An 11,497-nucleotide genomic window follows, 5' to 3' on the forward strand; every position below is an offset into this window, starting at 1 on the left:
ATGAAAGATCAGGAGAAGTCGGACTGGGTCAGTCGAGGAAAAACTATTAGGCAGCTTGTTTTGGAACTGCAGTCTTTTGAGGATCAAAATTTGCTAGTTGAAATTTCAGTTGATGATGGTGTGACCAAGAAACCTATTAGTCTGGTTGTTAAGTCTGGAGGTGTTTGTGTGTTGGTAAATTGCGCGCAGTAAAGAAGCGTTGAGGTATGTTTGGTCGATGTGTGATTTAAATACATTGGGAGAGATCATTCAAAGCCAGGGTGGACCAAAATGGCGCTTGCTTAATAGCTAACTAGCTGATGCGCCGGAAAAAATTAAAAAAGGTTGGCCTTGGTTTCTTAGGTGAAAAACTTGCTCCAAGAAGAATGCTTTTTTTTATTTTGAAGAAAACGGGGGCAGACCACGTTTTTTGTAATGTATTTTGAGGGGCTGAAACAGTAGGAAATATAAGGAGGTGATGTCTTTTTCTGGGTTGACTAAGCTTTTGAATCGACTTGTATGAGAAGGACTCTCCCTATATGCCACGTAGAGCGCGCGTCTTGATACCGGGTGTACCCTTGTGGATAACAGGGGCAGAGATTTACTGAATGGATATTCAAATAGATAGCCCGATTCGGGTTGCTATAAATTTAGTTGAGTTTGATGAGCACATTTATTCGATAAAGTTTTTTGTAGAAATTGTTGTCGATAAGTTTGAGTTTTCTTTCTCAGTCAGCATGGGTTGCTGGGTGGAGTGTGCTGTATTTGATGCGTTTGTTGATATGCTTAAACGGGGGAGGGTAGCGCGGATTGAAGATATGAATAATGACTTTTCGTTGTTGGTTGATGTTGAAAATAAAAATTGGTCTGGTCATGCGTCAAGAGGGATGTTGCTGGTAATGCGATAGGCGCTGGTGGGGAGGAGGTTTTAGTTGATGGTGCCGCGAACCGAATTCTACAGGCGTTTGAAAGTTATCCGAAATGGTGGTGACTGAAATGGAGAGTTAAATATTGGTCGATTTTTAAATGGGATTTGTAAAGTGGGTTGGCGACTTCCTGGGAGTAATAAAGGTCTGCTGTTTTTGGGGGGCTTGGCTTGGCGATAGAAGGGGATTTGCTACGCTGAAAGCTTCCACGGGGCAGGAATAAAATATGCCCAGGATGGGACGTATTATTTTACCGATTACCCACTCCATGTCGTACAAGGCGCCATAACCGTCAGGTGGTGTTTGCCGTTGCCGGGAAGTAACGGGCACAGACCACGTTTTCTGTGAGGCAAAAACGTGGTCCGTCCCCGTTTTTACGCAAGGGTATATTTCACCCAGAACAACAGTCTATCCTGTGTACAAGCCTTAAATGTGAGGGACGTAACGTGGAATTGAAGTTTTATCATGCGGCAATGGGATTCCATCCGGTAGCTGGAGATGTATTTCATCCGGTAGCCGAAGTTATTCCAGGACAGGAAAATATGGAGCGCTATGAGCTTTATATCTGTAGTGTCCTTGGTGCTATCGCCCAAACCCCGAAACGTTGTGACCAGTTACTGGCCTATCTCGCTTCGGTTGAAGAGGGTTCGCAGGAGCCGACAAGTATAGGGGGAAATGATGTCCTATTAAACATGGACGCCTCAGGTGTACAGGTTGATATTTTGGTCAACGAAGAATGGACCGGTCAGCCTGAAAGCAGGTTTACCTTGCAAGAGTGGCGCAAGATCTTAGAAAAATGGAAGTACCTTCTGGAACTGCCCAAAGGTTCTGATGAGGTCGTTATAGTGAAGTTGCCGTAGGCGGAGGGCGAGCAGAATGAGTTTCGAGTTGGTGGGTTTTGGTGATGTTGGATCAATGCACACCGGCGTGCACCGTGACCAATCGAGAGCGGTATTGGGAGACGAGTTCGAGGAATTTTACAAAGCTCCAGAGTCTACAGTTCCAACTGACGCCTACGATGATCTAGGGGTTCACGTTTATTTTGATGAGCAGTACACCGTCATTGGCATGGAGTTTTTGAAATGGAGTGATCTCCGTTGGCGTGGACAGCACTTGGTCGGTGCTCCTGTACTCGAAGTTCAGCAGTTCCTGATGGAGCAGGGGCAAGCCCTGGACTTTAATTCATCGGGATTTGAAGCAGGTGAGTTGAGGCTTGGGCTGTATGCGCCCGATATGGGCGAAGATGATGCAGGGGGGGATACGGGGACAGACCACGTTTTTGGGCGGTAACGTGGTCTGTCCCCGTTTCTTCACCTAACGGTCAGACAGTATGGGTGCATGGGAACGCAACCGAACACATGGCCGAATATGCGGCTTCGAAGGCTGTCACTCATACCCCAGAAGCAGTACGGTTGACTAGCCAGGTTCAGCTGGAGAGCTTCCAATCTGCGGTGAATACGGCTACCAAAAGCAAAGTGCCGTATGGTGAGAGGGTTAGCGTGGATGGTTGGCAGTTAGAGTTCAAACCACCTAGGGCCGAAGGCGAATTTCCAGCAATAATACATGCCAGGTATACAGGGGCTTACTGAATGGATATTCAAATAGATAGCCCGATTCGGGTTGCTATAAATTTAGTTGAGTTTGATGAGCACATTCATTCGATAAAGTTTTTTGTAGAAATTGTTGTCGATAAGTTTGAGTTTTCTTTCTCGGTCAGCATGGGTTGCTGGGTGGAGTGTGCTGTATTTGATGCGTTTGTTGATATGCTTAAACGGGGGAGGGTAGCGCGGATTGAAGATATGAATAATGACTTTTCGTTGTTGGTTGATGTTGAAAATAAAAAATTGGTCTGGTCATGCGTCAAGAGGGATGTTGCTGGTAATGCGATAGGCGCTGGTGGGGAGGAGGTTTTAGTTGATGGTGCCGCGAACCGAATTAAACAGGCGTTTGAAAGTTATCCGAAATGGTGGTGACTGAAATGGAGAGTTAAATATTGGTCGATTTTTAAATGGGATTTGTAAAGTGAGTTGGCGACTTCCTGGGAGTAATAAAGGTCTGCTGTTTTTGGGGGGGCTTGGCTTGGCGATAGAAGGGGATTTGCTGCGCTGAAAGCTTCCACGGAGGAGGAATCAAATATGCCCAGGATGGGACGTATTATTTTACCGATTACCCACTCCATGTCGTACAAGGCGCCATAACCGTCAGGTGGTGTTTGCCGTTGCCGGGAAGTAACGGGCACAGACCACGGTTTCTGTGAGGCAAAAACGTGGTCCGTCCCCGTTTTTACCGCAGTCGGGCGGAGGGAAAGACTCGATCATAGACTTCAGGCCGGATCTATCTAAACCATTGGCCCCCCAGATTAATACAGCATTCAAACGACTGCCCCAGTCAGCAAGAGATCAACTGATCAAAAATGCTGAGAAAGGCCTGAAGCGTTTACAAGAGACAGGAAATATGTAATGAGAAATAGATACGCTGTTGTTTTGGATGCGGGATCTATCTTGCCTGACAGAGCATTCTTGATCAGTCAAGCTTGGGGTGATGTGCCTGTCTCCTATGTCCAAGATCATGAATTTATCAATGAGTGCAGTTTTCTAGACTTGAAAGTCAACAAGTGGGAAATAGATAGTCGATGGAGTATCAAGCAGGAAAGTGAGCCCTGGATAAGAATTGAAGTATTGAAAGGGCAAGCGCTGGAGGAATACTTGCTGAATGAAGGCTGTCCTTTGTCTATAGAGGCCGCACGCGAAACCCTTATCATCTTTGGGTTGGACGAGGGTGGTACGTCGGTAGACGACATGCTGTTACTGCGTCTGGTGTCAGTTTTTTATGGCCGCTTCAGGGTCTACAGATGGTCTGATTGTATTGAGGAGGTGAGCGAAAATACAATTGCCTATCTACCGGCGCTAGACGTTGTTCGCGAGCGACTGCATAAGTGTGAGTAGGCCGTAAAGAGACACGGTCAGGAGCATTTTATGGGGGCGGTATGGGGTGAGGGAGGCGACTAATTAGCTGACTACCTGATACTTTTGTAAAAAAATGAAAAAGTTGGCCTTGGTCTTAGGTGGAAAAACCTGCTCCAAGAAGAACTCCATTAGTTTGTTTTTTTGGTTTTTTAAGGATTATTCAATGCACTATTTCGGCACGTCTCTCTTACTGTCCATGATATTGCTTCTGTCAGCCTGCAACACTACCCCCTACGACAAGGCTACCATCTACTACGACCGAACACAGTTTCCTGCACAACTTGTCAAGGACCACCCAGGACTGAACAGCCCTGTTTTGCAACATGGCCGTTGCTCTCTGATCGTATCTACCCCGGGTTCGAATACCGGCACCTACTATTTCTGCACCTACGCGTTGACCGCCAATGATCTGTACGTTCAGGGTTGGGACGCCAAGGCGTTGAAATACGTAGAGATCGCTCATGTGGATATATCGGCGCTTAAAAATATTGCCCTGCATACGATTTTTCGGACCAGTCAGCTCCAGATGACGGAAGAACGGCGTCAATTGGCGTTGAGCGCGTCTATAGATGAGGGGGGCTATATCGACTCGGCAGCTACCAAGGAACTGTTTGAGGCAATTAAACGCAAGGGTGTGCCGGTGGTGAAAAGCGAAGGCATGATTAACCCGCCCGCGCCGCCTTCACCGATGATCATTCCAATCATTATTCCAAAGTAAAAAGTAGTCAGGGCTAGGTAGGCGGGAGCAGGGCTAAGGAACCCCCACAAATCTACCCAAGTTCTGGGCCTGCTATGCACTTCAGCCCGCATTGGAAAAGAGACTTTATTTGTACAACCTGACGCACCGAGGTGTCAGGTCAGGGGCTGCTGCGCAGCCCAGCGGGAGCAAGCTCCCTCGCCACGGGGTTTGCGGCGTCAGGAAGCGAAGCGGCACGAGTCATTCATTTGTGTCGGAAGGATCACTGGCCCCGAACCGAAACATCCCACAGCTTTTTAGGGTTGCCGCTCGGAAATGCGCTCTCTAACCTTTTCCTGTCGCTGCGATTCAGCGACCGGGAGTGGGAACCCGAAATTAATAGGTCGTAAGCCTCACGACCATAACGGCAAGTGATGGCTCCAATTTCATCAGGAGCATGCACATGAACGAAGGAAAGACTGAACCGAACTTCAACAGAACGAATCCATTAGCGGATTTCGACGCGATCGAAGACCTACTCAAAGACCGAGCCGCCGCCGAGCGGGCACTCAATCATTACCTCAATCCAAAAAAACCAGAGCCAAGCACCGACCCCCGTATCGACAGCCTGTTCTCCGTCACCGCCAAAGCCGACGCTGACACGCTGCTGACCAGCACCTCCGAAACCCTGGCCTCGATAAAAGCCATGGCCGAGGACCTGGCCTTTGAAGTGGAGGGCACGCGGCGCAGCGTGGCGTTGGGGATTCATCAGTTGGTGGAGTTGTGCCAGTTGCTGGTGGACAAGGCGTTGGATCAGCTTGAAGTGCCGGCCAGTCCGGCACCTTGATCCCCTCGCCACGGAAGTTGATCGTTCCCATGCTCCGCGTGGGAATGTAGCCCGGGACGCTCTGCGTCCCTTTCCAAAGCCGAACGCGGAGCGTCCGTGGAGGCATTCCCACGCGGAGCGTGGGAACGATCGGCAACGATCAGGCGGGTTACTGCATCAACACCTCAACCACCCCATCCGCCGTCATGTTCACTTTGCTGGTGCCTGCTTCGACTTCCGGCGTGACGGATTCAGCATCCATGGACGCCGCTTTCATCATCATCTGCGGGCGCATGTAGGGCTGTGGGTAGCCGTTGCTGTTGAGGTTCAGGTTGACGATTTTGTAACCCTTGCCGCCCAGGGCTTCGGTGGCCAGTTGGGCGCGGGCTTTGAAGGCGTTGACGGCGTCCTTGAGCAGGGCGTCTTCGCTGGTCTGGCGGGTGGCGGTGGAGATGGTGAAGTCCATGCCGCCCATTTTCAGGTCGGTGAGTAACTCGCCAGTGAGTTTGGACAGGGCCGCGAAGTCGGCGCTTTCCAGGCGCAGTTCAGCGCGTTCGCGCCAGCCGGTGATTTTCTGGCCTTTGTTGTCGTAGACCGGGTAGCTGTTGCGGCTGCCCTGGCGCAGGGTGATGTCCTTGACCTGCTTGGCCTGGCCGATGGCTTTGTTCAGCGTGGTGGTGACGGCCGCAGCGAGTTTGGCCGGGTCGGTGTTTTGTTCCTCGGTGTAGAGGGTGACGATCATCAGGTCGCGGGCGACTTCCTGGCTGGCTTCGGCGCGCAGGGAAATCTGGTTGTAGTGAAGCTCATCGGCGGCCAGGGCCGGCAGGCTGGCGACGGTGCCGAGGCTGAGGGCGAGCAGGGCGGCGTGACGACTGAACGTTTGCATGAAAGCTCCTTGGGATGAGGCGCAGGGGTGAGATCCGGGCCTGCGTGAACGGTAAGACTCTAGCTTTTATGGGCGGGTTCGCACAGTTACAACTTCTATACAGATTGCGGGTGAGAGGCTTTTTGTGGCGAGGGGATTTATCCCCGCTGGACTGCGCAGCAGTCCCAGAATTGTCATGATCTAGCTCAGCGTGGTGCCCGACCTTATTTTGGGGGCCGCTTCGCGCCCCAGCGGGGATAAATCCCCTCGCCACAATGGTTAGTGTGTCATTTCGGGGCTGTGGCGCTTTGCCGCATAGCTGCCTGTGCACGTCGCGCCTTGGTTATACTCCGTGCGATCCGCCTGGAGCGCTCATCAGGAGAGCTCATGCTCGCCCCTTTGCAAATGACTTCCGCCTCTCGCCAGAACCTCTGGCGTCTGACGTTTATCCGAATTCTGGTCCTGGCCGCCCAGGCCGGGTCCGTGGGGCTCGCCTATTGGTTCGAGCTGCTGCCGCTGCCCTGGCTGCAATTGGCGATCACCCTGGCCTGCTCTTCGATACTGTGCGCGCTGACCGCCATTCGTCTGCGCACCTCGTGGCCGGTGACTGAGCTGGAATACGCCGTGCAACTGGCCTGCGATCTGTTTATCCACAGCGCGTTGCTGTATTTCTCCGGCGGCTCCACCAACCCTTTTGTGTCCTATTACCTGGTGCCGCTGACCATCGCCGCGGTGACGTTGCCGTGGCGGTATTCGCTGATCCTGTCCGGCATCGCCCTGGCGCTGTACACCTTGTTGCTGGCGCGCTTCTATCCGCTGGAAACTTTCCCTATCGCTCGGGAAAACCTGCAGATCTACGGCATGTGGCTGAGTTTCGCCCTGGCGGCGGCGGTCATTACGTTTTTTGCTGCGCGCATGGCCGAAGAGTTGCGTCGTCAAGAAGAGCTGCGGGCCATTCGCCGTGAAGAGGGCCTGCGGGACGAGCAATTGCTGGCCGTGGCGACCCAGGCCGCGGGTGCCGCCCATGAGTTGGGCACGCCGTTGGCCACCATGAGCGTACTGCTCAAGGAGATGCGCCAGGATCATCACGACCCGGCGCTGCAGGAAGACCTCGGTGTGTTGCAGGATCAGGTCCAGCTCTGCAAGGAAACCCTGCAGTACCTGGTGCGTGCCGCCGAGGCCAATCGCCGGCTGGCCATCGACATGCAGGACGTCACCGACTGGCTCGACGAGGCCCTGAATCGCTGGCACCTGATGCGCCCAGAGGCCAGTTATCGCTTCCAGCGTCTGGGTCAAGGACCGGTGCCGCGCATGGCGCCGCCGCCGGACCTGACCCAGGCGTTGCTCAACTTGTTGAACAACGCCGCCGACGCCTGCCCCGAAGGCCTGGAAGTGGCGCTGGACTGGAATGCCTACGAGCTGACCATCAGCATCCGTGACCATGGCGCCGGTGTGCCGCTGGCGATTGCCGAGCAAATCGGCAAGCCGTTCTACACCACCAAGGGCAAAGGTTTCGGCCTGGGCCTGTTTTTGAGCAAGGCCAGCGTGACACGCGCCGGCGGCTCGGTGAAACTCTACCCCCATGAGGAGGGCGGCACGCTCACCGAGCTGCGCCTGCCCCATGCCGACCGAGGAGACGAACATGAGTGACGAGATCCAAGTCGACGGCGAAGAACTGCCGCATCTGTTGCTGGTGGACGACGACGCCACCTTCACCCGCGTCATGGCCCGGGCCATGTCCCGTCGGGGCTTTCGCGTGAGCACCGCCGGTTCCGCCGAGGAGGGCTTGAGCATCGCCCAGGCCGACCTGCCGGACTACGCCGCGCTGGATTTGAAAATGGACGGCGACTCGGGCCTGGTGCTGTTGCCCAAACTGCTGGAGCTGGACCCGGAAATGCGCGTGGTGATCCTCACCGGTTACTCGAGCATCGCCACCGCGGTGGAGGCGATCAAGCGTGGCGCCTGCAATTACCTGTGCAAACCGGCCGACGCCGATGACGTGCTGGCGGCGCTGTTGTCCGAGCACGCCGATCTGGACACCTTGGTGCCGGAAAACCCCATGTCGGTGGACCGCCTGCAATGGGAGCACATCCAGCGGGTGCTGACCGAGCACGAAGGCAACATTTCCGCCACTGCCCGCGCCTTGGGCATGCACCGGCGCACCTTGCAGCGCAAATTGCAGAAGCGCCCCGTGCGTCGCTGAACCTGCGCTGAACAGATGTTGTCCACCCTCGCGGCAAATCGGGCCGTTGTTCTATGATCGGCCCGAGTTTTTTTTCTTTACAGAGCCTTAACCATGAATCAGAACGCTGAATATTCCGCGGTCAATGATGCGGTGCGCGGGCAGTTTTTCCGCCGTGTCTGGCAAATGACCACGCCGTACTGGCGCAGTGAGGAGAAGGGCAAGGCCTGGACGCTGTTGATTGCCGTCATCGTGCTGTCGCTGTTCAGCGTGGCGATTTCGGTGTGGATCAACAGTTGGTACAAGGATTTCTATAACGCCTTGCAGGAGAAGGACAGCGTCGCGTTCTGGCGGTTGATCCTGTATTTCTGCGGCATCGCTGCAGTGGCGATCCTGGGCGCGGTGTATCGCTTGTACCTCACGCAGATGCTCACCATTCGCTGGCGGGCCTGGCTCACGGAGAAACACTTCGCCCGTTGGCTCAATGACAAGAATTACTACCGGCTGGAGCAGGGCGGTTACACCGATAACCCGGACCAGCGGATTTCCGAAGACCTCAACAGTTTTACCAGCAACACCTTGGGCCTGGGCCTGGGGCTGCTGCGCACCGTGGTCAGCCTGGTGTCGTTCTCGATCATTTTGTGGGGCGTGTCGGGCAGCATCCAGGTGTTTGGCTACACCATCCCCGGCTACATGTTCTGGTGTGCGCTGGTGTATGCGGCGGTGGGCAGTTGGCTGACGCACCTGATCGGCCGTCGCTTGATCGGCCTGAACAACAACCAGCAACGCTTTGAAGCCGACCTGCGCTTTTCCATGGTGCGGGTGCGTGAGAACGCCGAGAGCATTGCCTTGTACAACGGTGAACCCAACGAGAACCGCCGCTTGAGTGGCCGCTTTGGTCTGGTCTGGCATAACTTCTGGGACATCATGCGGGTGTCCAAGCGCCTGACCTTCTTCACTTCCGGCTACGGCCAGATTGCGATCATCTTCCCGTTCATCGTCGCCGCGCCACGCTACTTCGCCGGCAAGATCCAGCTGGGCGAGCTTATGCAGATCAACTCGGCGTTCGGCAATGTGCAGGAGAATTTCAGTTGGTTCATCAGCGCGTACACCGACCTCGCCGCGTGGCGCGCCACGTGTGACCGTCTACTGAGCTTCCGCCAGGCCATGAGCGACAACGAAGACCGCGTGCCGGCCATCGATGTGCAGAACCAAGGCCATGCATTGAAAGTGCAAAACCTGGGATTGGACCTGGCCGACGGCCGCCATTTGCTCAGCCATACCGACATGACCGTCGAACCGGGCGAGCGGGTGATGCTCAGCGGGCGTTCGGGCAGCGGTAAATCCACCCTGTTCCGGGCAATGGGGCATTTGTGGCCGGATGGCCACGGCGCGATCCGGTTGCCCGCGGCGCGTTATCTGTTCCTGCCGCAAAAACCCTATCTGCCCATTGGCACCCTGCGCGAAGCGCTGAGTTATCCACAACCGGGCGACACGTACCCGCCAGAGCGTTATGCCCAAGTGCTGGAAACCTGTCGCCTGCCGCATCTGGTGGCGCGACTGGACGAGGCCAACCACTGGCAGCGCATGCTCTCGCCCGGCGAGCAGCAACGCCTGGCGTTCGCCCGCGCATTGCTCTACGCACCACAATGGTTGTATATGGACGAAGCCACGTCGGCGATGGACGAAGAAGATGAAGCGACGCTGTACCAGGCGCTGATTGACCAGTTGCCGGGGCTGAGCATTGTCAGCGTTGGCCATCGCAGCAGTTTGAAACGGTTCCATCCGCGACATGTGCGTATCGAAAATGGCCAACTGGTGGAGCAAGCTGTAGTCGCCTGATTGTCATTGCCGAACACCGTTGTGGCGAGGGGATTTATCCCGTTGGGTGCGAAGCGCCCCTTCAAAATCAAAGGTCAACGATATTGATCTGCTGGTAGATCAAGAGGGCTGCTCCGCAGCCCAGCGGGGATAAATCCCCTCGCCACAACGGTGCATGGCGGCAAACTTTGCCAAGACCGTCAGGGAGCACGGTGATCGTACAACCACGTTGCGCTATCATGATGCGCATTCAGCCGCTTGCCGAGACACAGACACATGGAAAGACCGATCGACGTACCACGCCTTCCCCGCAAGCGCCGCAGCCTGGCGCAGGAGCTGGTGACGGTGTTGACCGAGCAGATTCGCGACGGTCTGCTCAAGCGTGGCGATAAATTGCCCACCGAGTCGGCGATCATGGAAGCCCATGGCGTCAGCCGCACCGTGGTGCGCGAGGCGATTTCCCGTTTGCAGGCCGCCGGCCAGGTGGAAACCCGCCACGGCATCGGCACCTTCGTGCTGGACACGCCCAGCCCGAGCGGCTTTCGCATCGACCCGGCGACGGTGGTCACTTTGCGTGACGTGCTGGCGATCCTGGAGTTGCGCATCAGCCTGGAAGTGGAATCGGCAGGCCTTGCAGCCCAGCGCCGCAGCGACGAGCAACTGGCTGCGATGCGCGCAGCCCTGGATGCGCTGAACGAAAGCGCCGCTCACGCCAGCGACGCGGTGGCCTCGGACTTCGCCTTCCACCTGGAAATCGCCCTGTCCACCGGCAACCGTTACTTCACTGACATCATGACCCACCTGGGCACCAGCATCATCCCGCGCACCCGGCTGAATTCGGCGCGCCTGGCCCACGACGACCACCAGCACTACATGGATCGCCTGAGCCGCGAACACGAAGAAATCTACGAAGCCATCGCCCGCCAGGACTCCGACGCGGCCCGTGCGGCCATGCGCTTGCACCTGACCAACAGCCGCGAACGGCTGCGCCAGGCTCATGAAGAGGCGCAAGCGCAGGGCTGAATCGCTCACTGCTCTGCTGGCAAGGATGCTGTCGTGGCGAGGGAGCTTGCTCCCGCTGGGCTGCGAAGCGGCCCCTCAGCTCTTTCGGTCGATCGCCGTTCAACAGGTTGGCGACTGCTTCGCAGTCGAACGGGAGCAAGCTCCCTCGCCACAGCGGTCCCGTGTTTGGTTCGAGTGCAATAAGCCCTATACCTTAATCCGCAACTTGAAGAGCGGTCCGCTGCCTCGCAGGG

General features: G+C 55.5%; 13 protein-coding genes. 12 read left to right on the plus strand and 1 reads right to left on the minus strand.

All coding sequences use genetic code 11. From position 1 onward, the window contains the following. From BW979_RS07715 to BW979_RS07760, 8 genes are all read left to right on the plus strand, one after another. Positions 1 to 192: a hypothetical protein gene (locus tag BW979_RS07715; RefSeq protein ID WP_076383547.1), complete on the plus strand. Its 192-nt coding sequence runs from the start codon at positions 1 to 3 to the stop codon at positions 190 to 192. A 395-nt stretch (positions 193 to 587) separates the two neighbouring features. Beyond that, a complete protein-coding gene (locus BW979_RS07720; RefSeq protein ID WP_076383548.1) occupies positions 588 to 887 on the plus strand; it encodes a hypothetical protein in 300 nt (99 codons plus the stop codon). Positions 888 to 1,351: 464 nt separating this feature from the next. Further along, on the plus strand, positions 1,352 to 1,765 hold the full coding sequence (locus tag BW979_RS07725; RefSeq protein ID WP_076383549.1) for a hypothetical protein: 414 nt from the start codon (positions 1,352 to 1,354) through the stop codon (positions 1,763 to 1,765). A gap of 16 nt (positions 1,766 to 1,781) precedes the next feature. Continuing rightward, positions 1,782 to 2,195 carry a hypothetical protein gene (locus tag BW979_RS07730; RefSeq protein ID WP_076383550.1) on the plus strand — a complete coding sequence of 138 codons (414 nt, stop codon included), beginning with the start codon at positions 1,782 to 1,784 and terminating at the stop codon, positions 2,193 to 2,195. Between the two features lie 299 nt (positions 2,196 to 2,494). Beyond that, positions 2,495 to 2,878: a hypothetical protein gene (locus BW979_RS07740; RefSeq protein WP_076383551.1), complete on the plus strand. Its 384-nt coding sequence runs from the start codon at positions 2,495 to 2,497 to the stop codon at positions 2,876 to 2,878. Positions 2,879 to 3,364: 486 nt separating this feature from the next. Further along, the gene (locus BW979_RS07750; protein ID WP_076383552.1) at positions 3,365 to 3,850 is read left to right on the plus strand and encodes a hypothetical protein; all 486 of its coding nucleotides are present in this window, start codon (positions 3,365 to 3,367) and stop codon (positions 3,848 to 3,850) included. A 184-nt stretch (positions 3,851 to 4,034) separates the two neighbouring features. Beyond that, a complete protein-coding gene (locus BW979_RS07755; protein ID WP_076383553.1) occupies positions 4,035 to 4,589 on the plus strand; it encodes a hypothetical protein in 555 nt (184 codons plus the stop codon). A 421-nt stretch (positions 4,590 to 5,010) separates the two neighbouring features. Continuing rightward, entirely contained in the window at positions 5,011 to 5,394 is a 384-nt protein-coding gene (locus tag BW979_RS07760; protein WP_076383554.1) for a DUF6124 family protein, read from the plus strand. Between the two features lie 148 nt (positions 5,395 to 5,542). On the opposite strand, the gene BW979_RS07765 is transcribed toward BW979_RS07760, so the two are convergent. Further along, on the minus strand, positions 5,543 to 6,259 hold the full coding sequence (locus BW979_RS07765) for an SIMPL domain-containing protein (RefSeq protein ID WP_047229019.1): 717 nt from the start codon (positions 6,257 to 6,259) through the stop codon (positions 5,543 to 5,545). 366 nt (positions 6,260 to 6,625) lie between these two features. On the opposite strand from BW979_RS07765, the gene BW979_RS07770 reads away from it, so the two are divergent. The 4 genes from BW979_RS07770 (at position 6,626) to BW979_RS07785 (ending at position 11,264) form a co-directional block, all read left to right on the plus strand. Then, complete coding sequence (locus tag BW979_RS07770; RefSeq protein WP_047229018.1) at positions 6,626 to 7,888, plus strand: ATP-binding protein; 1,263 nt, start codon at positions 6,626 to 6,628, stop codon at positions 7,886 to 7,888. Beyond that, on the plus strand, positions 7,881 to 8,441 hold the full coding sequence (locus BW979_RS07775) for a response regulator transcription factor (protein WP_047229017.1): 561 nt from the start codon (positions 7,881 to 7,883) through the stop codon (positions 8,439 to 8,441). The genes BW979_RS07770 and BW979_RS07775 overlap by 8 nt, the downstream gene beginning before the upstream one ends. A gap of 93 nt (positions 8,442 to 8,534) precedes the next feature. Then, entirely contained in the window at positions 8,535 to 10,262 is a 1,728-nt protein-coding gene (locus BW979_RS07780) for an ABC transporter ATP-binding protein/permease (protein WP_047229016.1), read from the plus strand. 255 nt (positions 10,263 to 10,517) lie between these two features. After that, positions 10,518 to 11,264: a FadR/GntR family transcriptional regulator gene (locus BW979_RS07785; protein WP_047229015.1), complete on the plus strand. Its 747-nt coding sequence runs from the start codon at positions 10,518 to 10,520 to the stop codon at positions 11,262 to 11,264. The last annotated feature ends 233 nt before the right edge of the window (positions 11,265 to 11,497 follow it).

This window comes from Pseudomonas sp. A214 (assembly GCF_900156295.1).
GTDB classification, from domain to species: domain Bacteria; phylum Pseudomonadota; class Gammaproteobacteria; order Pseudomonadales; family Pseudomonadaceae; genus Aquipseudomonas; species Aquipseudomonas rhizophila.

Bases quoted from the DNA above. Each gene is read 5' to 3' on its own strand.
- BW979_RS07730 (WP_076383550.1), top strand. From the start codon at position 1,782: ATGAGTTTCGAGTTGGTGGGTTTTGGTGATGTTGGATCAATGCACACC.
- BW979_RS07780 (WP_047229016.1), top strand. From the start codon at position 8,535: ATGAATCAGAACGCTGAATATTCCGCGGTCAATGATGCGGTGCGCGGG.
- BW979_RS07765 (WP_047229019.1), bottom strand. From the start codon at position 6,259: ATGCAAACGTTCAGTCGTCACGCCGCCCTGCTCGCCCTCAGCCTCGGC.
- BW979_RS07720 (WP_076383548.1), top strand. From the start codon at position 588: ATGGATATTCAAATAGATAGCCCGATTCGGGTTGCTATAAATTTAGTT.
- BW979_RS07760 (WP_076383554.1), top strand. From the start codon at position 5,011: ATGAACGAAGGAAAGACTGAACCGAACTTCAACAGAACGAATCCATTA.
- BW979_RS07755 (WP_076383553.1), top strand. From the start codon at position 4,035: ATGCACTATTTCGGCACGTCTCTCTTACTGTCCATGATATTGCTTCTG.
- BW979_RS07775 (WP_047229017.1), top strand. From the start codon at position 7,881: ATGAGTGACGAGATCCAAGTCGACGGCGAAGAACTGCCGCATCTGTTG.
- BW979_RS07770 (WP_047229018.1), top strand. From the start codon at position 6,626: ATGCTCGCCCCTTTGCAAATGACTTCCGCCTCTCGCCAGAACCTCTGG.
- BW979_RS07750 (WP_076383552.1), top strand. From the start codon at position 3,365: ATGAGAAATAGATACGCTGTTGTTTTGGATGCGGGATCTATCTTGCCT.
- BW979_RS07740 (WP_076383551.1), top strand. From the start codon at position 2,495: ATGGATATTCAAATAGATAGCCCGATTCGGGTTGCTATAAATTTAGTT.
- BW979_RS07715 (WP_076383547.1), top strand. From the start codon at position 1: ATGAAAGATCAGGAGAAGTCGGACTGGGTCAGTCGAGGAAAAACTATT.
- BW979_RS07785 (WP_047229015.1), top strand. From the start codon at position 10,518: ATGGAAAGACCGATCGACGTACCACGCCTTCCCCGCAAGCGCCGCAGC.